Here is a 20,918-nt window from a genome sequence, read left to right as displayed (position 1 = left end):
AGCTTGGGCGATCTTTTTGACGGAGTAAAAAAATCTGTAAATGGCAAACCAATGATTAAGATCAAAGATGTCATTTACAGACTTTTCTTCATATTTATTTTTAGTTATTAAAGTGATAACTCCCCGAACCGATCTCGATTTCCGTATAGGAGGCAGTGTCATTCACCCTCCTGACACCCGGTTGGTTGGATTGTTTGATCCGGAACTCTTTCGGTATTCGTACAACAGCAGAGGTGTTGCCAGGGATTGTAATATCCCAGCTAAAAGTACCGTTTTCTTTTTTCCAGGCACTTTTGATCTCTCCGTAGACTGATTCGTAGGAGGCGGAAACGGCGTTCAACCCTTCGGGAAATACCGGAGCCATGATCAGCTTTTTATAAGCGATGGATTCCGGAGCGCATTTGATTCCTGCCAGGTCTTCGTAGTACCAGATGACCAGGTCGCCCAGTAACATGACATGGTTGGCGGAGTTCATGGCAGGGTCGGCGGTATCTCCGTTCCAGAGTTCCCAGATGGTGGTGGCACCTTTCTTTGTCATGTATCCCCAACTCGGGTAGGTGTCGTTTGTCACAATCTTCCAGGCCATATCTACCCGGCCGTATTCGGTGAGGCCGCGCATCAGATGCTGGATGCCCAGGACACCGGTACTGACATGGCCGCCGAAGTCTCCCTCCGTTTTCTTGACAATATTGGCAAACACTTTTTCTTCATATCCTTTTGGAACGAGTCCTAAACGTAATGACAGGATGTTGGCTGTAACCGTATTGTTACCGTATTGGGCTGTTTCCGGATGGAAGTATTTCGCGTTGTAGGCTTCTTTCATCTTTGCAGCCAGTTCCTGATAGGCTGCAATATCGTTTTCCTGTCCGCTTAACCGGGCAAATTCGCTCATCATATTCAGCAGGCTGTAATACATGGTGGTGGACAGGATAGCACCGTCAGTCTTACGGGCCGGGTCCTGCGAATGAATTAACTCCTGTGATTCCGGGGGCATACACCAGTCGCCGTAAGTGTCTTTTACGATGATATAATCCTGCATGGCTGTTTGCTGCATGTGTTCCATCCAGCGTTTCATAGACGGGTAATGTCTGATGATGGCACTCTTATCTCCGAACTGGCGGTATAAGAGGTTGGCTACATAGAAATAGGCGGCAGGCCAGGTGACATCGTCGTTGTATATCGTCCAGTAACGGGGAGATACGTCGGAGATGCTTCCTTCCGGGCTTTGGGAGTCTTCGATATCCTGCAACCATTTATTATACAGGAGGGCGTTGTTGAAGATGAATGCTTCCCCATACGCTCCGGTTACACGGTCTCCCAGCCATCCATGGCGTTCGTCGCGTTGCGGACAGTCGGTCGGCATGCCCCGGTAATTGCCGCGAATACCCCAATAGGCATTTTTATAGATCTGGTTCACCAGCGGGTTCGAAGTTTCAAACTTTCCGGTCGTTTTCATTTTGTCATAGATTACTTTTCCGGTAAAGGCGGATAATTCCGGCTTATAGTCAAGTCCTGAAATCTCAACGAAACGGAATCCGTGATAGACAAATATCGGTTCCCAGCGGAACTGCCCGTCACGGGCCGGGGTATATATATCGGTCACATTGGCACTACGCAGGTTTGCCAGGTAAAGCGAACCGTCTTCTTTGAGTAATTCAGCAAATTTCATGGTGACAGGTTGATCTTTCTTTCCTTTCAGGCTGACAGCCAACCTGCCGACCATATTCTGTCCCATATCGATGATATATTTGCCGTCCGGTCTTTCGGTGATGCTGACCGGCTTGATTTCTTCCTGGATACGGAGGTTCGGATTGGACTGTACGGTTAATTTACCGGCGGGAGTTGCCATGACATCTGCCGTGAGCCATTTGGAGTCGTCGAAACCATTTTTGTTCCAACCGCTCAGTTCCAGGCGGGCGTCATATTCTTCGCCGTCAAATTCGTTGTTGGCGATGATCGGGCCTTTGGAGGTTACTTTCCATGAGGTATCGCTGACTATGACGGTTTGCGAGCCGTCGGTATACTCGATTTCCAGTTGTGCAAGCAGGGAGGGCAGAGTTTCCTGTCGGTCTCTCATTGCGAAATAACGACCGTTACCTAAGGCAACGCCTATCGTATTTTTATCTTTTGACAACAGATTTGTCACGTCATATACATTATAATATACACGGTTGGGATACCAGGATGGTCCGGGCGCGAAAATATCTTCGCTAACGGGCTTCCCATTGATATAGGATTCGGAAAAACCAAGGCCGGAAATGTATAGAACAGCTCTCTGAACCGGTTTATCCGCAACAAACTCTTTGCGGAGATAGCGGGCGGCAAGACGTGTTTTCCCTTCTTTCGTCTCTCCGGGGTTGGAAAGATTGTTTTCTCCGATCCAGGTTGCTTTCCAGTCGGAAGGATTGAGCAAGGTCATCGACCAGGTGTTTATCGGGCTCCAATCCGTTGAGCCCTGATTCGTATTGGCTTTAATGCGCCAATAATATTGTTTTCTGGATTGTAACGGATTGCCTCCGTAGGGGATGAGTATGGACTCATCGCTTTTCACTTCACCGCTGTCCCAAAGCAGTTCTTTTCCGTTTTTCAGGTTATCGGGAGATTCGGCAACCTGTATCTGATAGGAAGTCTGCATGAGATCGGGTGATTCGGAAGAGATTTTCCACATAAAGCGGGGCTGTGATACACCAATGCCTACCGGGTTTTTTTTCATTTCAACCCGAAGATCTTTGATACTGACCGTATGGCCGGAAGTACATCCCGCCAGTATGATAGCCAGGACGGCCAATAATGGGGAGAAGGTTAATTTCATCTGCATTCGTATTAAGTTAGGTATAGATCGGAATAATATATATTCCTTTATTTTACAAAATTAGGGCTTTGGGTGTAGGCTCTAGTTCCAATTTTGACTTTTTTACTTTATAAAATGATACCTTTATATAGGTTGATAAAAAGCGTGTGAAATTTGATATATTTCCCTCCTTCTTTAGTCGGTTTTTCAGTACTTTCCAGTGTAGTAGTGTGTAGACTAATACGTCAAAGAGGACACACCATCACGGCATATCCTCTTGAATAGTTATTGTTTTTTATTCTATGTTGCTTAATAAGCCCGTGCAAACAATACGCGCTGTGCGGAAGGTTTGCCGGTAACCATACACTTACCCGGTGTTTTGTCGCCTTCCAATGGGATACAACGGATAGTTGCTTTGGTTTCGTTCTTGATCTGCTCTTCTGTTTCAGGAGTACCATCCCAGTGAGCCATGATGAACAAGCCTTCTTCTATTTTTTCCTTGAACTCTTCGTAAGTATCGACAGTTACCGTGCAAGCTGTACGATGATCGAGGGCTTTCTGGAAGATGTTCTGCTGGATTTCTTCCAACAGATTCTGTACGTATTCTTCGATACCGTCGCAAGTGATGGTTTCTTTTTCCAGCGTATCGCGGCGCATTACTTCGATCGTGTTGTTTTCCAGATCGCGTCCACCCATTGCCAGACGTACAGGAACGCCTTTCAGTTCGTATTCAGCAAACTTCCATCCCGGTTTCTTGTTATCTGCATCGTCGTATTTAACGGAGATACCCATCTTTTTCAGTTTGGCTACGATACCGTTTACCTTTTCGCTGATCTGTGCCAACTGTTCTTCGCTGCGATAGATCGGAACGATCACTACCTGAATAGGAGCCAGGTGCGGAGGCAATACCAGACCATTATCATCCGAGTGAGACATGATCAGGGCACCGATCAGACGGGTTGAAACTCCCCATGAAGTAGCCCAGGCATAATCACTCTTGCCTTCTTTGTCGATGAAAGTAACATCGAAAGCCTTACCGAAGTTCTGTCCCAGGAAGTGGGAAGTACCTGCCTGCAACGCTTTTCCGTCCTGCATCATCGCTTCAATAGTGTAGGTATCCAAAGCGCCTGCGAAACGTTCGCTGGCAGATTTTACACCTTTGATAACCGGCATTGCCATATAGTTTTCAGCAAAGTTTGCATATACTTCCTGCATCTTCTTTGCTTCGATTTCTGCTTCTTCACGGGTAGCGTGAGCCGTGTGACCTTCCTGCCACAGGAATTCTGCGGTGCGGAGGAACAGGCGTGTACGCATTTCCCAGCGCATTACGTTTGCCCATTGGTTACATAGGATAGGCAGGTCGCGGTATGACTGAATCCAGTTACGGTATGTGTTCCAGATGATTGTTTCAGAAGTCGGACGGATGATCAGTTCTTCTTCCAGTTTAGCTGCCGGGTCGACAACTACACCTGTACCGTCATGGTTTGTTTTCAGACGATAATGTGTAACAACAGCGCATTCTTTGGCGAAACCTTCCACGTGTTCGGCTTCCTTGCTTAAGAATGATTTCGGGATCAACAGAGGGAAGTAAGCGTTTACGTGTCCTGTTTCCTTGAACATATCGTCGAGGATACGTTGCATCTTCTCCCAAATAGCGTATCCGTAAGGCTTGATAACCATACAGCCACGTACAGCAGAATTTTCTGCCAGATCCGCTTTAATAACCAAATCCTGGTACCACTGAGAGTAGTTCACACTTCTCTTAGTCAGTTCTTTCAGCTCTTTTGCCATTTTCTTTAATTCTATGTTGTTTTCAATGATTTTCGAATAATGTCGGACAAAGGTACAAAAATATTTATAAAGCGATTACAGGCTTTATTGATTTAGCTGATTGATTTTCTGTAAATATTTGGATACGATTTCTATGTGTTCTTTTAATTCCTCTTTTTCATATTGCTCGCGTAGTTCGGGATAGTCATTCAGAATTTCCATCATTTTTTCCGAACCGACTTTATCCAGTTCTTTTTCAGCCGGGTCCATTTCGTAATAAACGCGGGAAGAGGCTTCGTTGGCTGCTTGGACAGCGCCTCCTATAACTCCAAAAGCTGCAGCAGCGTTCGGGCCAACCGAAATAGCAGAGAAATATACTTTCCCCCGGCATACTATGGCAGGGGCAAACCAGCCTCCGATAACGCGTTTTTTGAATTTCAGCTTCCGGCAGTTTACATACAGTGAATCGTTTACTTCTATAGCATAGATTTTTGTTTTGATCAGCTTGTCGGTTTCTTTGTCTCCGTTATAGATTTTATAATCACCTCCTCCGGACATGAATATCTGGTTTTTAGTCCGTTTCTCAACTAAAACGCTTAAAGTCGTATCATACGTACCGTTTAATAAGTCTGTGATGCTGTTGTATGACTTACTGGGTTGCTGGGCAAAAAGACCTTGTACAAACAGGAAAATGCATAAAATCAGATAGGTAGCTTTCATCTTATATTAAAATTGAATGATTAAGGCGGAAATATAGAAATAAAAAAGGCAACCTTATGAAAAAGATTGCCTTTTTATATAGTTAAAAATACTTCTTATTTATACGGTTCGCCCTTTACAGCAGCGATACCCGGAAGAACTTTACCTTCGATAGCTTCCAGCAAAGCACCACCACCTGTAGAAACATAAGAAACCTGGTCTGCAATACCGAACTTGTTAACGCAAGCAACAGAGTCGCCACCACCAACAAGAGAGAATGCACCGTTCTTTGTAGCTTCAACGATAGCGTTACCTACTGCACGTGAACCGTCAGTGAAGTTTTCAAATTCGAATACGCCTGTAGGACCATTCCAAAGGATAGTCTTTGAGTTCTTGATAACGTCAGCGTAGATTTCGATAGTCTTAGGACCGATGTCAAGACCTTCCCATCCGTCAGGAATTTCGTTTACGTCAGCATATTTAGTGTTTGCGTCGTTACTGAAAGCGTCAGCAATCTTAGCGTCTACAGCTAATACCAGGTTTACACCTTTTTCTTTTGCTTTCTTCATCAGGTCAAGAGCCAGATCCAACTTATCGTCTTCAACGATAGAGTTACCGATCTTACCACCCTGAGCTTTAGTGAAAGTATAAGTCATACCGCCTGTTACAATCAGGTTGTCTACCTTACTTAACAGATTTTCGATGATTTCGATTTTGGAAGAAACTTTAGAACCACCCATGATTGCAGTGAACGGACGAGAGATGTCGCTCATTACTTTATCAACAGCTTTTACTTCTTTTTCCATCAGGTAACCGAACATCTTATGGTCAGTATCGAAGTAATCAGCGATCAGCGCTGTAGAAGCGTGAGCACGATGAGCTGTACCGAATGCATCATTTACATAGCAGTCTGCATAAGAAGCCAGTCTCTTTGTGAATTCTTTCTGGCTTTCTTTAACGGCTTTCTTGGCAGCTTTCTTTTCATCGTCTGTTGCGTCTTCAGCCAAACCTCTTGGTTTGCCTTCTTCTTCCGCATAGAAACGAAGGTTTTCCAGCAACAATGCTTCGCCCGGTTGCAATGCAGCAGCCTTAGCGCCGGCTTCTTCACCGATACAGTCGTTAGCAAACTGAACTTCTACGCCCAGCAGTTCAGAAACGTGTTTCAGGATATGTTTCAAAGAATATTTATCTGTAACGCCTTTCGGACGGCCCAGGTGTGAACCGATAATTACACTGCCACCGTCTGCCAGGATCTTCTTAAGAGTAGGAAGAGCGGCACGGATACGAGTGTCGTCTGTGATGTTGAAGTTTTCGTCCAATGGAACGTTGAAGTCAACTCTTACAAATGCCTTTTTGCCGGCAAAATTGAAATTGTCAATTGATTGCATAACTCTTGTATTTAAATTTCTGTATAAAATGTCTTTCTTAGCGCTCGCAAACTTACATAAAAATATTTTATTTCAGTGTTACATTTACATAATAATTAGGTCTATTTAGCAACCGAATGGCCTCTCCTGGTTTTGTCTATATATAATGTATAGAGTACTGAACTTTCTGTTGTCGCAAACAAGAGAAGGCTTTAAAGGAAGAAGGAGAAAGGTCCTGTGTAATAGATTTTTTTTAACACTTTTAATAATTGCTAATAATCACAGTTTATATATTTGTCATCGGCTAATTAAGTAATCATTTTTGTATACTCTATAAAAATCATTATGAAAATGCAAATTAACTGTTTAAACCTACTATTGGTACTGTTATTGGGTGTTATCCCTTGTAAGATCCACGCTACGGACACAAAAGAGAGCGTGATGTTGTACACTCCCTACACAAAGATTTCTGTTCCGCCGGGAGAGTCGATTGATTACAGTGTTGACGTCATCAACAAGAGTGACGAAGTGAAGAATGCGACGATTTCCGTGGAAGGAATGCCCCGGGGATGGAGTTATGAGGTGAAGTCCGGAGGTTTTACAATCAGCCAGTTGTCGGTCCTGCCAGATGAAAAGAAAAATTTCTCTTTAAAGGTCGAAGTGCCGGTGAAGGTGAATAAAGGTACTTATAATTTTACGGTCTCTGCCGACGGAATGGCAAAACTCCCGCTTACGATTACCGTCTCCAAGCAGGGAACTTACCAGACCGATTTCACGACTACACAGCCGAACATGGAGGGTAATTCCAAATCAACATTTACATTCAACGCAACGATCAAGAACCGTACAGCGGAGCAGCAACTCTATGCTTTGACAGCCGATGTACAGCGGGGATGGAATGTGGTATTCAAGCCGAATTATAAGCAGGCAACATCTGCACAGGTAGAACCTAATGCAACCCAGAATATAACTATCGACGTCAACCCGCCGGCTAATGTTGCAGCAGGAAGTTATAAAATACCTGTTCATGCCTCGACGGGTTCCACTTCTGCCGATCTGGACCTGGAAGTGGTAGTAACCGGTTCTTATGAAATGGAATTGACTACTCCGAGAGGTTTGCTCAGTTCTGATATAACAGCCGGTGAGACGAAACGGATCGATCTGGTTGTGAAAAATACCGGTTCTGCCGAACTAAAAGATATAGAGCTTTCTGCCAGCAAACCGGTAGACTGGGAGGTTACTTTCGAACCGGCAAAAGTGATGAAGCTGGGAGCCGGACAGACTACAAACGTTGTTGCTACGGTAAAGGCTTCTAAAAAGGCACTTCCCGGAGATTATGTAACAAAGATGACAGTCAAGACTCCGGAGGTAAATGCTACAACCGATTTTCGTATTTCCGTAAAAACTCCGATGATCTGGGGCTGGGTTGGTGTTCTGATCATTGTTTTGGTATTGGGAGGCGTCTATTATCTGTTCCGCAAATATGGAAGGAGGTAAGCCATGGGTCAACCAGTTATTGAACTTACCGGACTGACAAAAAAGTATGGTGGTTTTACTGCGGTAAATGATTTGAACCTGATCATTAATAAAAAGGACATATTCGGATTACTGGGGCCTAACGGAGCTGGAAAGTCTACAACGATCCTGATGATGCTGGGACTGACTGAACCGACTTCGGGTTCTGTGAAAGTATGTGGAGTAGATTCTACCACGCACCCGATAGAAGTAAAACGGATAGTCGGCTATCTGCCGGAAGATGTCGGGTTTTATGACGATATGACCGGGATAGAGAATCTGGTATATACGGCTCAGCTAAACGGTATTCCGAAGAAGGATGCAAAGGAAAAAGCCGTTCAATTGCTTGAAAGAGTCGGTCTGATGAATGAAGGGAATAAGAAAGCCGGTAAATATTCGCGGGGTATGCGTCAGCGTTTAGGCTTGGCAGATGTCCTGATTAAAGATCCGGAAGTGATCATTCTGGACGAACCGACATCTGGAATAGACCCTGCCGGTGTTCGTGAGTTTATGGACCTGATCCATCAGCTGAGTCATGAAGAAGGGCTGACGGTGCTGTTCTCTTCCCATCATCTGGACCAGGTTCAGCAGGTCTGTAACCGTGTAGGTCTGTTCAGCAGTGGTAAACTGTTGGCCGACATTGAACTGACGGAGCAACAGAAGAAAGAGCACGGACTCGATGATATTTATAATCATTATTTCGAAGGAGGTAAAGGTCATGAATAGAATATATCATCCCTTTTGGGTAATTGTGAATAAAGAAGTTTCCGATCATATGAGAAGCTGGCGTTTTATTATCATGATCGTCCTTATTGCATTGACTTGTATGGGGTCGTTATATACTGCTCTGACTAATATCGGAGACTCTATCAAGCCTAATGACCCAGACAATGCGTTCCTTTTCCTGAAACTGTTTACCGTTTCGGATGGAACTTTGCCTTCTTTTGTTGTCTTTATCAGCTTCCTGGGGCCTTTGCTGGGGATTGCGTTAGGATTCGATGCGATCAATTCTGAACAAAACAGAGGTACATTGAGTCGTATCCTGTCTCAACCTATCCATCGTGATTACCTGATTAATGCCAAATTTGTCGGGGCATTGATTGTTATTGGCATCATGTTGTTTTCTTTGGGATTCTTGGTGATGGGATTCGGATTGATAGCGATCGGTATTCCTCCGACGGCGGAAGAGTTTTTGCGGATGGTGTTCTTTATCATTGTCAGCATCTTCTATGTCGCTTTTTGGCTGAATCTGTCGATATTCTTTTCCATACAGTTCCGTCAGGCTGCGACATCCGCACTGGCTTGTGTGGCCATCTGGTTATTTTTCAGTGTGTTCTATAATATGATCATCAATCTGATAGGGAAAGCACTCAGTCCTTCCGGATTTGCCAGCGATTACCAGATAATCAGCTATCAGCGCTTTATGCTTAACCTGTTGCGCTTCGCGCCGAGCCAGTTGTTCAGTGATGCAACGACAACCTTGCTGATGCCTTCTGTCAGAAGTCTGGGACCGTTGACGATGGAACAGGTGCATGGGGCTATCCCCAGTCCGTTGCCTCTGGGCCAGAGCCTGATCGTTGTCTGGCCGCAGCTGACAGGGTTGATTGCAGCAACAGTTGTTTGTTTTGCCTTGTCTTACGTTTCTTTTATGAGAAGGGAAGTTCGTTCTCGTTAATTCGATTAATATCAGAAAAGGCTCTTACCTGTGTTTGGGATAAGAGCCTTTCTTTAATAGTTATATCTTTGTTTATGCAGTTTCCAGTTTGAACCGCAGGCGTAACCGTCCGTCAGTATAATCGTAATTCAATAGTTTAAACCGCCCTATTTCAGAAGTGTTGTTGACATGTGCACCAATACATGCACAGGCATCATAATCTCCGACACGAACAATACGTAATGTCTCACTCGCATCTTCCGGTAATTTACTGAGATCGACAATGGCTCCGGCTTCCGCTTTCGGAATAAATTCGATCGTTACAGGCAGATGCTGTTCTATTACTTCATTTATCCGGCGTTCTACTTCAGCCATCATTTCAGCGGTAGGCGCTTCCGATAATTCATAATCGCACTTGCTCTTTTTCCTTTCTATATGGGCATTCTTCGAACGCGGACAACCAAACATGCGAACCATCGTCTGATTTAAAATATGTTCGGTTGTATGCATCGGTGGATATTCAGCCTTATTATGTTCGTTTAATTGAATTTCTTGTTCCATCTTAATTATTTTTATTGATTAAATTAACTACTACTTTTACCATGATGTCTTTTTCTTCCGTACGGCTTTCAGCAATCATCAAAGTGAGGGCAACTAATGTATTATCGGCGATGCGTTTTTCTCCGCTTGGACGATAGAGTATACCGTTGTTTTCCATGAACCAAAGGAATAGCATGGCTGCGATTCGTTTATTACCTCGGTTACTACGGCTAACAAGCCTTTGGACTGGTCGGATGTAAGCTGTTCCTGGTTTTTGAGCGTGGTACCGAGAATGTGAACGATGTCTTTTAGTTCTTGATAATGTTCTAATTTTATCTTTTGGTTGATGGCATACCCTTTGATAAGAAAGTCTTTCAATATCTTGTTGGCCCAAATGCGGAATTGGGTGCCGCGTATTGAGTTAACTCGATAACCGACAGATATTATCATATCCAGATTGTAATAAGGAATATATCTGGTTACCTCTCTTTTCCCTTCAGTTCGAACTTGTGCAATTTTTGCACAAGTTGGTTCTTCTTCTAATTCATGGCTTTTGTAGATGTTGTTTATGTGGCGTACGATGGAAGTACGGTTGGTCTGAAACAACTCACTCATCTGTGTTTGTGTCAACCAAACAGTTTCATTATCCATTTTTACATCCAGCCTGATTTCTCCATCTTCCGTTTGATAAATGATAATATCGTTTAAGGATGGGTTAAAATCGACCGTATGCATCGGTGGACATTCTTGCTTGTTGTGTTCGTTTAATTGAATTTCTTGTTCCATTTTTACCATGTGAAGTGGTATGTGCAAATTATGCACATGTGACATCCTTTTTAAGGATACTATATACATTTATATCCATATATTCACCGGAAGAAAGTAATTCTCCGTCACGTTCCGTTCCTTCCAGTGTGAAGCCTAAACGTTGAGGAATGGCGTTGCTGGGTTGATTGCCAACGGCACATCGTATCTGGATGCGGTTGAAATCTTTTTCAAAGAACGCCCATTGGCAGAGATAATGGACGGCCCGTGTAATAACACCTTTTCCCCGAAACTCCGGAAGTAGCCAGTATCCTATTTCCGTACGATGGTTTGTTCGGTCTGAGAAATGAAAACCGATCAGACCGCAAATCGCAAAGCCTTTTTCAATGATATATACGACATCCCGTTCTCTATAAGGCACTTTTAATGTAGATTCCAGGAATGACTGTTCATCCGCAACACTGTTTAAACCATCGACAAACGGTAACCAAATTCGTAAATCCTCACGATGTTTATCTATCGCTTCGTATATGATTTCTGCATCTTCATAAATAGCTTCCCGGATCGTATAACCCGGAATCCCGAAAGAAGAAGAGTGGGGGCGGATGCTTTTTTCAAACGCTTTGCGTTTATCTCCCCTGTAAGGAACTTCTCCAGAGTAACTGAATCCCAAAGAATCTATTAAGCGGAGCATATACTGATTGTCGAAGTTGGTGTCGATGCGAAATTCATAGATGCCCTTGTTCCGGCTTACTTCTTCCGCCTGCAACATAAAACGTTTCGCCAATCCTTGATGTTTCATCTCATCGGCTACGGCCAGTCGGTGAACCACCATGTAAGGAAGGTCGTTTGTCCATTTACCGTCGATTTCTTTGTAGGCAGGCTCTCCGTCGAAAGAAATAACGCCATAAGTGACAGCTATATTTTCTTTATTACAAAAGACATATCCGTTTCCTGATTGAATATCTTTGGCAATGTTTTCAAGTGCCGGATAATTCTCATCCCATTGATGGCTGTTCAACCGTCGCATTTGCGCTTTGGCTTGTCCGATGATTTCCCAGATACGTGCTATATCTGCTTCTTTTGCTTTCCGGAATAGTAAATCTGAATTGTCCATATTATCTTCTTATATTTCAGTGGATGCAAATATAATGATATATTTCGGGCAACAGGATATTTTTTGAAGAAGTGGCGTTCAGAAAGAAAAAGAGCCTGTCTATCCGGAGTAGGATAAAGACTGGCTCTTCCTGTTTGATTGATAATTAGAATTCGTAGTGGAAACCGAAAGTCAGGTCTTCAGAACTCAGGCTGATACCGGATGTACTGTTGGCATATTTATAATCATCGCGATAACCGGCGAATCCGTATTTAGCGACAAATGTCAGGTTCTTGCATATTTCAAGTGCAATACTCGGCTTGATACCGATTTCGAAACCGTTGACGCTATCGTAGCTTTCTCTTTTATAGGTTGAGATACCAATGCCACCGTCCAGGAATAAACGGACAATACCTTTTTCGAAGAATGAAAAGCGGGCATAAGGAGCGAAATTAAACGCATTAGCCTTGTTCCCGTCCGATTTGAAATGTGTATAACCGATCTCTGCTGCAATAGCCCAGTTTTTGTTCAGGTTATAACCGACTTCTGGTGCAATAGAAAAATTAGTAACATCGGCGTTCTTGTCGTGAGTAAGATTGAATGAACCACCTACATAAACCTGTGCATCAGCACTGATGATTGCCATAAATGCAACCACCAAAGTAAAAAGTAACTTTTTCATCTTTGCTTGTATATTAAACGTTATATGTAAACGGGCGCAAAGATATACAAAAATAAACATATGTTGTACGGCATAAATATTTTATTGTTTGTCTTGCTAATTACAGAATATCCTTAACTTTGCCGCCGTAACAATTAACAAAAAAGCATTATGTCAGTTGCAAAGAGGGATTTAGATGATACAAGAAAGGTGACGACACATCGCCTGATGGAAATGAAACAACGTGGAGAAAAAATTTCTATGTTGACGGCTTATGATTATTCTATGGCTAAACTGATCGATCAGGCTGGTATGGATGTTATTCTTGTCGGCGATTCAGCATCGAATGTAATGGCCGGTAATGTAACAACGCTTCCTATCACATTGGATCAGATGATTTACCATGGTAAATCGGTTATGAAAGCAGTACAACGTTCGTTGGTTGTAGTCGACCTGCCTTTCGGTACATACCAGGGAAACTCCAAAGAGGCTTTGGCTTCCGCTATCCGTGTCATGAAAGAGACGCATGCCGACTGTATTAAACTGGAGGGAGGTAGTGAAATAAAAGAATCTATCGAACGTATCCTTTGTGCAGGTATTCCTGTGATGGGACACTTGGGTTTGACTCCGCAGTCTATTAATAAGTTCGGTACTTATACCGTCCGTGCCCGTGAAGAAGCAGAAGCACAGAAGTTGATTGACGACGCTCATCTGTTGGAAGAGATCGGATGTTTCGCCATTGTGCTGGAAAAGATTCCGGCAGAACTGGCTGCACGTGTTGCTTCCGAACTGAGCATACCTATTATCGGTATCGGTGCCGGTGGAGGTGTAGACGGTCAGGTTTTGGTTATGCACGATATGTTGGGAATCAATATGGGATTCTCTCCGCGTTTCCTTCGCAGATATGCCAATATCGGAGAAGAAATCACTCGTGCCGTCCAGGCATACATCGAAGATGTGAAGACACAGGACTTCCCGAATGAGAAGGAACAATATTAGAAATAATTGAGTTATCAATTTATAGTGGTGGGAGTAACTATTTCCCCTCGTGAGAGGGGAACCAGTTACAACCAGTAGCCATAAATATCTGATTAAGTCATGAAATCTCATCTACTGATCGGAGCCGCATCGTCAGGAAGCGGTAAGACAACATTTACACTCGGTTTGCTTCGGGCGTTGAAGAACCGGTATGGAAAAGTCCGGCCGTTCAAATGTGGTCCGGACTATATCGACACGCGCCATCATAAAATGGCCGCCGGCTGTCCTTCCGTCAATCTGGATAGTTTCATGATGTCCGAACAACATATACGTGATTTGTATCGACGCTATACTTCGGTAGCCGATTATGCAGTAACCGAAGGCGTGATGGGTCTTTTTGACGGATACGATGCTATGCAGGGAAGCAGTGCTGAAATCGCGCGTACATTAAATATACCTGTCGTCCTGATCGTAAACGCAAAAAGTACAGCTTACTCCGTTGCCCCTTTGCTGTACGGTTTCAAAAATTTCTATAAAGAGATAAACATTGTCGGAGCCGTTTTCAATTTTGTAGCTTCCGAAACTCATTATTCCTTTTTGAAACAAGCCTGTGAAGATGCCGGTGTCGAAGCATTAGGATACCTTCCCAAACAGGCCGACGTAGAGATACCGAGCCGCCATTTGGGCTTAACCCTGGATGAGAGATTTTGTTTTGATACATTTGCCGACCGTGTAGCCGCCCTGGTAGAGAAACATGTCGATATCGACAGACTATTGGCATTGACCGCCTGCCAACCTGTTTCTAACTCTCATATTGTTCAGCCTGAACAAACGCTGCCTTCTCCTTTGAAAATCTCGATCGCTCGTGATGCCGCCTTTAATTTTGCTTATGAGGAGAACATTCAATTGCTGCACAGGCTGGGAGAAGTTACCTTTTTCAGTCCGCTTCACGATCCCATATTACCGGAATCCGATTTTGTTTACTTGCCAGGAGGCTATCCCGAATTATACCTTCCCGGTTTATCATCAAACCGTTCCATGCTTCAATCCGTCCGCGATTATGCAGAAGCAGGAGGGAAGCTACTTGCCGAATGCGGAGGAATGATGTATTTATGCAATGAAATAAAATCGTCGGATGGGAGTAGTTTTCCGATGGTCGGTTTACTGAACCAGTCGGCTACTATGGAGCAAATGAAACTTCGTCTGGGATACCGTACATTATATTATAATGATTATGTAATGACCGGACACGAGTTCCATTATTCCCGTATTGAGCCTCAGAAAGAGGAACTGGCTTCTGTCGCTACCGCTTGTACGGCCAAAGGAAGCCTTGTCGCTACCCCTTTATACAGATATAAGAACGTCTTAGCCGGATACACCCACCTTTATTGGGGCGATCCGTCAAGAAACCAATGGTTTATCGACTATCTGAATGGACTTATCTAGCCATTGCCAACACTTTCATCTCTTTTGGCATCTTTTCGATCGCATATCTTAACGAAGTACGCGGCATATCCGCTTTCTTAGCCATCACATAGTCGAATACATCTTTCTGATATGCTTCACTGGCGGCCTTCAACATCCATCCGTAGCCTTTTTGTACCAAATCATCCGTATCATAGAAAAGAGTATCGGCAATTTCAAATATATCTTTCAGGAAAAGGCCCCTTCTGGCAGGGATAATCAGCGTGACGGCAGCTGCCCGTTTCATCCACCGGTTCTCAGAATGCGCCCACTCTTTCAAACGGGAAATATAGTCCGGATACATCTCTACAAAAGTACCGACCGTATGATTGCACAAGGTATCGCAGGAAGCCCAATTGGATACATACTTATCCACCCACTTTTCGAAAACGTCAAAATCCTCCGGTTCATACTGTGCATGAAGATAATAAGACCAATTACATGCAATATAAGATTCTTCCGAATATCCTGATTCCCACAAAGTCTCACAAAGAGTAAATATCTCTTTCTTAGGAAGTTCTTTGATTAAATCATAAAACTCCTTACTGATTTTATTAACCATGGGGATTCTCACACCATGGTATAAAATTTTTTCTTTGAAGAAACTCTGCGCATTCTGCCGGGTCTTTTCGTCGATATTGTCAACCAGTGCCTGACGTACTTGTTCAATGACTGTTTTCATAAGAGGATATGATATATTTACTACAAACATACATATTTTTCTTATATATGCTCGTTTTAATAAAATAATCCTTATTTTCGTGTAAACTAATAATTCAATGCCATGGTCAATACTATTTTTCTTGGAATCGCAGTTGTTGCTTCCGCCATATTTCTGATACAGTTTATCATGTCTATCTTTTTTGGAGACCTGGATACAGACACGGATGTTGATGTCGATCTCAGCAGCGCAGTATCTTTTAAAGGATTAACCCACTTCTGCATCGGTTTCGGATGGTATATGTATATTGCCAAAAGTACGGCCATCTCTACTTTCCTGATCGGCATACTGATCGGGTTGCTCTTCGTTTTTATCCTATGGTTTCTCTATAAGAAAGCCTATCAGCTTCAGAAAGAAAACAAACCGGAAAAGACAGAAGCCCTGGTGGGCCGGGAATGTACGATCTATGCACACGACGGAGTTCGCTATATCGTTCAGGTCGCCCAGAACGGAGCCTTGCGTGAGGTGGAAGTCCGTTCCCTGGAAGGAAAAAAGTACCAGACCGGCGACCGCACGTTGATCTGCAAGGTTGAATCAGGAACAATTTATATACAGTAATAAATAATAAACTCAACTATTAAATTATGACACAGGAAATGTTAATCATGGTAGCCATACTGGTAGGGGTTATCATTCTTTCTTTTATCGGGATATTGTCCCGTTACCGCAAGTGTAAGAGTGACGAGGTGTTGGTTGTGTACGGTAAGACATCCGGAGAGAAATCAGCCAAACTCTATCACGGTGGAGCCGCTTTCGTATGGCCTATTATTCAGGGATACGAATTCCTTTCCATGAAACCTCTTCAGATTGATTGTAAACTGACCGGCGCCTTGTCCGCGCAGAATATCCGAGTAGATGTTCCGACCACCATTACGGTAGCGATCAGTACCGACCCGGAAGTGATGCAGAATGCAGCCGAACGTCTGTTGGGTTTGCAGCCGGAAGACAAGCAGAACCTGATTACCGATGTTGTGTATGGCCAGATGCGTCTGGTTATTGCCGATATGACGATCGAAGAGTTGAACTCCGACCGTGATAAATTCCTTTCCAAGGTACGCGACAATATCGATACGGAACTACGCAAGTTCGGTCTTTACCTGATGAACATCAATATCAGCGATATCCGTGATGCCGCCAATTATATCGTCAATCTCGGTAAAGAAGCTGAAAGCAAAGCCCTGAACGAAGCACAGGCCAATATCGAAGAACAGGAAAAACTCGGTGCCATCAAGATTGCCAATCAGATTCGCGAACGTGAAACGACTGTTGCCGAAACACGCAAAGACCAGGATATCGCTATTGCAGAGACAAAGAAACAACAGGAAATATCCGTTGCCAATGCCGATAAAGAACGTATTGCCCAGGTTGCCGTTGCCAATGCCTCGAAAGAGTCGCAGGTAGCCAAAGCCGAAGCAGATAAGAATATCAATATAGAAAAAGCAAATACTGAAAAAGAAAGCCGTATCGCAGAACTAAATTCCGATATGGAAATCAAGAAGGCCGATGCCGGAAAGAAAGCTGCTGTCGGACGAAACGAAGCGAATAAAGAAGTGGCCAAGTCTGATGCCGAACTGGCAGTAACCCAGGCCGAAGCAAGCAAACAAGCCGGTGAAGCAGCAGCCCGTTCGGAAGCCTCTGTGCAAGCTGCTCGCGAAATCGCCCAGCGCGAAGTGGAAGAAGCAAAAGCCAAAAAGGTTGAATCAGCCCTGAAAGCACAAAAGATCGTTCCGGCAGAAATCGCCCGTCAGGAAGCCATCCTGCAAGCTGAAGCAGTGGCCGAAAAGATGATCCGCGAAGCCGAAGCGAAAGCAAAGGCAACTTTGGCCCAGGCCGAAGCCGAAGCCCGCGCCATCCAGATGAAACTGGAAGCCGAAGCCGAAGGTAAAAAGAAATCATTGCTGGCTGAAGCCGATGGTTTCAAGGCAATGGTTGAGGCAGCCGAGTCTAACCCGGCTATCGCTATCCAGTATAAGATGGTAGACCAGTGGAAAGAAATTGCCGGCGAACAGGTGAAGGCATTCGAACACATGCAGCTCGGCGATATTACCGTCTTTGACGGTGGCCAGGGCACAACCGGTAATTTCTTGAACCAATTGGTTAAAACCGTTGCCCCGAGTCTCGGCGTATTGGATAAATTGCCTATCGGCGAAACCGTAAAAGGAATCATTCGTCCGGAAGAAAAAGACGAAAAGAAAGATACAACGAAGAAGTAATATGAGAATTTACACCAGGGGAGGAGATAAAGGCCGTACCGGTATCCACGGCGGCGAACGGGTTGATAAAGACGATATCCGTATCGAAGCTAACGGTACGCTTGACGAAGTGAATGCACAAATCGGTATCGTGCGGGCTTTATTACCTTCCGAACATGAATGGCAGGATGTCTTAGGTAAAATACAACGGGAGCTGATGGTTGTCATGTCGCACGTGGCAACCCCTTCCGCTATCCGCGACAAGAACCCTAACAGTTTATCGGAGGACCTTGTGTCCTTCTGTGAGCAACAAATAGATCTACTCACCGGACAGATGCAGGATAACGGTTTCTTTATCCTGCCCGGCGGTACCCTGATCTCCGCCCATTTGCAGTTGGCACGTACCATTGCCCGTCGAGCCGAACGTCGTTTATGGACATTATACCGGAAAGATCCGCTTCCGGAAGAAATCATGCAGTTCGTGAATCGCCTCTCAGACCTACTTTTCACTATGGCCCGTTACGAAATGTTTCAACAGGACCATGCCGAAGAACGTTGGAACTCTTTCCTCTATAAAAGAAAAAAGAAAGAGTAATCCATATCCGGCAATAGTTAAATTAAACTCTAAAATCTTGCAAATTCACTTTTCAATCGTGAATTTGCAAGATTTATTATTATTTTTGTATTATACTAAGAACAGTAAATCATGTCTATAGATGTAGTAAAACAAGAATTATTGTCGAAGTTGAAACAAGAACATTGTTTCTGGTCGTATAATGAGAGTTCAATCAAAGATGTTCCCGATAATATTTTGATTGAGAAAACTTTGTTGCATCTTGACTTGGAAGAAATAAACCTTTTATTTCAGATATATCCTTTTAAGAAGATCAAGCAGGTTTGGCTGGACTATCTTGTTCCTCAGGAAGAATACCTCTACACGTTGAATCGTTTTTTTGCATGGTATTACTTTAAGGCAAAGAAGCCTGATGCCTATATAAAATCTATGGCAACTCGTCACCTTAATAGATGCCCGAACAACGGCTCATATCGAACGAACGGTATAGCAGGGAAACGCCGACCTTGAACGAAAAGAACTCAACAAGGAGTTTATTACGTCCGGATAAGAGTAGAGACTCGCACACAAGCGATACAACATCGGATAGAGAATGCGGATATAATCCGTAAAATCAGGGAGAATCAGGTGCGGGCATTGCAGGTCATGCTGTCAGGTACTCTTGATAATCTGGAACGTTTTCAGGATACATACGCTGAGAAAATGAAAAAATACGGAAGTGTATAAGGAGAGTAAGAACTCAGACAGGGTGAAACTGACTATCAACGAATAGAATATCTTCGACTGGTTCAAGGAGCAATTCGGTAAACTTCATCTCGGCAGGCAATAAGACCGCATTAAAACCTATCCAGCCGAGAGAGAAGAAAGGGTGAGGAATATAACTTATAACAATTATTTTAAATGATAATTCAGGCCTGCTAATCAAATATTTGCTATCTTTGCTGATGATAAACGTTAAGTATCAGCGAATGACAAGCAGATGGCAATTTAACAATAGAAAAGTGGGAAAAGAGACAAGGCAATCAACATCAGATGAAGAACTTTTATATTTACTTGGAATTTGTCAATGGGTATTTAATTCTAATTGTGGATTCATAATTGAGATGATTGACAAGGAACACCATGACAATTCTAATAAACCGTGGCATACTCTGATAGAATTAACAGCAGGTCAACTTAAGGATTATGAAAATAAAATAACTGAAATAATGGGGGATGATATATATAACTTATTTGATAAGTTAGTCACAAAGAGGAACTCAATTATACATAGTCTTCCTACTGGTGAAAAAGTTGATGACTATGTAATACCTATTTATAGAAATGACTCTAAAGGCATTAATATAAAAATTGATAAAGAATATTTACGCGAATTTATTAAGAAAAACGAAGAGTTATCCGATTTAATTTATAAATTTAGAGGATACTAACATACATAAAGCCACGTCTTTGATAAAAGCATATGAAAATAACTAGATCTTTAGCTATTTTCTTCACATCTATTGATGATTATTGTTGAATAAGTAAAAGGCAATAACCATTTCTTTATCCGGACACAAAGGTATATTCCAAATTACTTTTGACGTGAGTTAATACCGTAACATAAAAGTTTCCTCCATATACAGATTTTTCTTACTTATCATTGAGTATTTATCGAAAAAAAACAATCGTTTTTTTGTAATCGGTTGGTAGATAAGACTTAAAGAGTAGAAAGTTCGGTAGCCGGTAGCGATTTGGTAGCTGTGCGGGTTTCGCTGCATTGCTTCGCTCTGCTCTTGGAACTGATGCAAATATAGGGATTTTGACCGAAAAAGGGAAATGTTTCGGGGATTTTTTATTTTTCGGGATTACCGGATTACAGGAAAAGCATAAAATCAGGAGGCGGTGCAAAAAACGAGGTTGCACCCGTGGTTTTACAAGAAGTGTAAAATGTTGATTTTCAGTGTGTATTTCTGTGGTGCAAGGTGCAGCTATATTTATATATATAGCTGCACCTTGCACCAGCCAGTATCTTGTCCTAGAAAAACTTTACAGATTTATTACTTTGTCCTATCTTAGCTTGACATTATCAGGAATTGAGTGTTTTAGTCCTGCTATGCCTTTACACTTCGGATCAAAGATAGGAACTTCT

At 43.2% G+C, this 20,918-nt stretch carries 18 protein-coding genes and 1 pseudogene; 10 read left to right on the top strand and 9 right to left on the bottom strand.

Annotated features, from left to right (window positions below):
• Nucleotides 1-100: 100 nt before the first annotated feature.
• The 4 genes from NBH14_RS26950 to NBH14_RS26935 form a co-directional block, all read right to left on the bottom strand.
• The gene (locus NBH14_RS26950) at nt 101-2,812 is read right to left on the bottom strand and encodes an alpha-L-rhamnosidase (RefSeq protein ID WP_186961776.1); all 2,712 of its coding nucleotides are present in this window, start codon (nt 2,810-2,812) and stop codon (nt 101-103) included.
• Between the two features lie 288 nt (nt 2,813-3,100).
• Complete coding sequence (gene proS, locus NBH14_RS26945; protein ID WP_007656038.1) at nt 3,101-4,582, bottom strand: proline--tRNA ligase; 1,482 nt, start codon at nt 4,580-4,582, stop codon at nt 3,101-3,103.
• Between the two features lie 84 nt (nt 4,583-4,666).
• Nucleotides 4,667-5,281 (bottom strand): DUF6563 family protein, encoded by a 615-nt coding sequence (locus NBH14_RS26940; RefSeq protein ID WP_186961775.1) that lies wholly within the window; start codon nt 5,279-5,281, stop codon nt 4,667-4,669.
• A gap of 95 nt (nt 5,282-5,376) precedes the next feature.
• Entirely contained in the window at nt 5,377-6,648 is a 1,272-nt protein-coding gene (locus NBH14_RS26935; RefSeq protein ID WP_186961774.1) for a phosphoglycerate kinase, read from the bottom strand.
• A 324-nt stretch (nt 6,649-6,972) separates the two neighbouring features.
• Here NBH14_RS26935 and NBH14_RS26930 point away from each other — a divergent pair, with 324 nt between their 5' ends.
• The 3 genes from NBH14_RS26930 to NBH14_RS26920 are packed head-to-tail and all read left to right on the top strand — an operon-like array spanning nt 6,973 to nt 9,817.
• Nucleotides 6,973-8,124 (top strand): COG1470 family protein, encoded by a 1,152-nt coding sequence (locus tag NBH14_RS26930; RefSeq protein ID WP_186961773.1) that lies wholly within the window; start codon nt 6,973-6,975, stop codon nt 8,122-8,124.
• Between the two features lie 3 nt (nt 8,125-8,127).
• Nucleotides 8,128-8,868, top strand: coding sequence for an ABC transporter ATP-binding protein (locus NBH14_RS26925; RefSeq protein WP_128134877.1), 741 nt, complete (start codon nt 8,128-8,130; stop codon nt 8,866-8,868).
• The gene (locus NBH14_RS26920; protein WP_186961772.1) at nt 8,861-9,817 is read left to right on the top strand and encodes an ABC transporter permease; all 957 of its coding nucleotides are present in this window, start codon (nt 8,861-8,863) and stop codon (nt 9,815-9,817) included. The genes NBH14_RS26925 and NBH14_RS26920 overlap by 8 nt, the downstream gene beginning before the upstream one ends.
• Before the next feature lie 72 nt (nt 9,818-9,889).
• On the opposite strand, the gene NBH14_RS26915 is transcribed toward NBH14_RS26920, so the two are convergent.
• From NBH14_RS26915 to NBH14_RS26900, 4 genes and pseudogenes are all read right to left on the bottom strand, one after another.
• A complete protein-coding gene (locus tag NBH14_RS26915) occupies nt 9,890-10,357 on the bottom strand; it encodes an alanyl-tRNA editing protein (protein WP_186961771.1) in 468 nt (155 codons plus the stop codon).
• A gap of 1 nt (nt 10,358) precedes the next feature.
• Nucleotides 10,359-11,071, bottom strand: a pseudogene (gene rhuM, locus NBH14_RS26910) (RhuM family protein).
• Nucleotides 11,072-11,150: 79 nt separating this feature from the next.
• Nucleotides 11,151-12,218 carry a GNAT family N-acetyltransferase gene (locus NBH14_RS26905; RefSeq protein ID WP_186961770.1) on the bottom strand — a complete coding sequence of 356 codons (1,068 nt, stop codon included), beginning with the start codon at nt 12,216-12,218 and terminating at the stop codon, nt 11,151-11,153.
• 145 nt (nt 12,219-12,363) lie between these two features.
• Complete coding sequence (locus tag NBH14_RS26900) at nt 12,364-12,879, bottom strand: outer membrane beta-barrel protein (protein ID WP_186961769.1); 516 nt, start codon at nt 12,877-12,879, stop codon at nt 12,364-12,366.
• Between the two features lie 150 nt (nt 12,880-13,029).
• Here NBH14_RS26900 and panB point away from each other — a divergent pair, with 150 nt between their 5' ends.
• Together panB and NBH14_RS26890 are read left to right on the top strand one after the other, a co-directional pair.
• Nucleotides 13,030-13,857: a 3-methyl-2-oxobutanoate hydroxymethyltransferase gene (panB, locus tag NBH14_RS26895; RefSeq protein ID WP_048316368.1), complete on the top strand. Its 828-nt coding sequence runs from the start codon at nt 13,030-13,032 to the stop codon at nt 13,855-13,857.
• Between the two features lie 99 nt (nt 13,858-13,956).
• Nucleotides 13,957-15,282, top strand: a complete 1,326-nt coding sequence (locus NBH14_RS26890) for a cobyrinic acid a,c-diamide synthase CobB (protein WP_186961768.1) — start codon at nt 13,957-13,959, stop codon at nt 15,280-15,282.
• On the opposite strand, the gene NBH14_RS26885 is transcribed toward NBH14_RS26890, so the two are convergent.
• Entirely contained in the window at nt 15,275-15,982 is a 708-nt protein-coding gene (locus tag NBH14_RS26885) for a DNA alkylation repair protein (RefSeq protein WP_186961767.1), read from the bottom strand. The genes NBH14_RS26890 and NBH14_RS26885 overlap by 8 nt on opposite strands.
• A 102-nt stretch (nt 15,983-16,084) precedes the next feature.
• Here NBH14_RS26885 and NBH14_RS26880 point away from each other — a divergent pair, with 102 nt between their 5' ends.
• The 5 genes from NBH14_RS26880 to NBH14_RS26860 all read left to right on the top strand — a co-directional run bounded on the left by NBH14_RS26880 (nt 16,085) and on the right by NBH14_RS26860 (nt 20,217).
• Nucleotides 16,085-16,579 carry a hypothetical protein gene (locus NBH14_RS26880; protein ID WP_186961766.1) on the top strand — a complete coding sequence of 165 codons (495 nt, stop codon included), beginning with the start codon at nt 16,085-16,087 and terminating at the stop codon, nt 16,577-16,579.
• Nucleotides 16,580-16,605: 26 nt separating this feature from the next.
• Nucleotides 16,606-18,234 (top strand): flotillin family protein, encoded by a 1,629-nt coding sequence (locus tag NBH14_RS26875; protein ID WP_007656068.1) that lies wholly within the window; start codon nt 16,606-16,608, stop codon nt 18,232-18,234.
• Nucleotide 18,235: 1 nt separating this feature from the next.
• Nucleotides 18,236-18,808 (top strand): cob(I)yrinic acid a,c-diamide adenosyltransferase, encoded by a 573-nt coding sequence (locus tag NBH14_RS26870; RefSeq protein WP_186961765.1) that lies wholly within the window; start codon nt 18,236-18,238, stop codon nt 18,806-18,808.
• A 111-nt stretch (nt 18,809-18,919) separates the two neighbouring features.
• Nucleotides 18,920-19,297, top strand: a complete 378-nt coding sequence (locus NBH14_RS26865) for a hypothetical protein (RefSeq protein ID WP_186961764.1) — start codon at nt 18,920-18,922, stop codon at nt 19,295-19,297.
• Between the two features lie 491 nt (nt 19,298-19,788).
• Complete coding sequence (locus tag NBH14_RS26860) at nt 19,789-20,217, top strand: selenium binding protein (RefSeq protein WP_186961763.1); 429 nt, start codon at nt 19,789-19,791, stop codon at nt 20,215-20,217.
• Nucleotides 20,218-20,918: the final 701 nt, after the last annotated feature.

Origin of the sequence: Parabacteroides caecihominis, from assembly GCF_023656785.1 — a bacterium.
Classification (GTDB): Bacteria; Bacteroidota; Bacteroidia; order Bacteroidales; family Tannerellaceae; genus Parabacteroides; species Parabacteroides segnis.
Note: the sequence above shows the minus strand (reverse complement) of the source record. Positions and strands in the feature narration are given on the sequence as shown.

Excerpts from the sequence above, each read along its gene's own strand:
- NBH14_RS26930 (WP_186961773.1), top strand. The coding sequence starts at position 6,973 with ATGAAAATGCAAATTAACTGTTTAAACCTACTATTGGTACTGTTATTG.
- panB (WP_048316368.1), top strand. The coding sequence starts at position 13,030 with ATGTCAGTTGCAAAGAGGGATTTAGATGATACAAGAAAGGTGACGACA.
- NBH14_RS26890 (WP_186961768.1), top strand. The coding sequence starts at position 13,957 with ATGAAATCTCATCTACTGATCGGAGCCGCATCGTCAGGAAGCGGTAAG.
- NBH14_RS26935 (WP_186961774.1), bottom strand. The coding sequence starts at position 6,648 with ATGCAATCAATTGACAATTTCAATTTTGCCGGCAAAAAGGCATTTGTA.
- NBH14_RS26920 (WP_186961772.1), top strand. The coding sequence starts at position 8,861 with ATGAATAGAATATATCATCCCTTTTGGGTAATTGTGAATAAAGAAGTT.
- NBH14_RS26870 (WP_186961765.1), top strand. The coding sequence starts at position 18,236 with ATGAGAATTTACACCAGGGGAGGAGATAAAGGCCGTACCGGTATCCAC.
- NBH14_RS26905 (WP_186961770.1), bottom strand. The coding sequence starts at position 12,218 with ATGGACAATTCAGATTTACTATTCCGGAAAGCAAAAGAAGCAGATATA.
- NBH14_RS26940 (WP_186961775.1), bottom strand. The coding sequence starts at position 5,281 with ATGAAAGCTACCTATCTGATTTTATGCATTTTCCTGTTTGTACAAGGT.
- NBH14_RS26900 (WP_186961769.1), bottom strand. The coding sequence starts at position 12,879 with ATGAAAAAGTTACTTTTTACTTTGGTGGTTGCATTTATGGCAATCATC.
- NBH14_RS26915 (WP_186961771.1), bottom strand. The coding sequence starts at position 10,357 with ATGGAACAAGAAATTCAATTAAACGAACATAATAAGGCTGAATATCCA.
- proS (WP_007656038.1), bottom strand. The coding sequence starts at position 4,582 with ATGGCAAAAGAGCTGAAAGAACTGACTAAGAGAAGTGTGAACTACTCT.
- NBH14_RS26875 (WP_007656068.1), top strand. The coding sequence starts at position 16,606 with ATGACACAGGAAATGTTAATCATGGTAGCCATACTGGTAGGGGTTATC.
- NBH14_RS26865 (WP_186961764.1), top strand. The coding sequence starts at position 18,920 with ATGTCTATAGATGTAGTAAAACAAGAATTATTGTCGAAGTTGAAACAA.
- NBH14_RS26880 (WP_186961766.1), top strand. The coding sequence starts at position 16,085 with ATGGTCAATACTATTTTTCTTGGAATCGCAGTTGTTGCTTCCGCCATA.
- NBH14_RS26950 (WP_186961776.1), bottom strand. The coding sequence starts at position 2,812 with ATGAAATTAACCTTCTCCCCATTATTGGCCGTCCTGGCTATCATACTG.
- NBH14_RS26885 (WP_186961767.1), bottom strand. The coding sequence starts at position 15,982 with ATGAAAACAGTCATTGAACAAGTACGTCAGGCACTGGTTGACAATATC.
- NBH14_RS26925 (WP_128134877.1), top strand. The coding sequence starts at position 8,128 with ATGGGTCAACCAGTTATTGAACTTACCGGACTGACAAAAAAGTATGGT.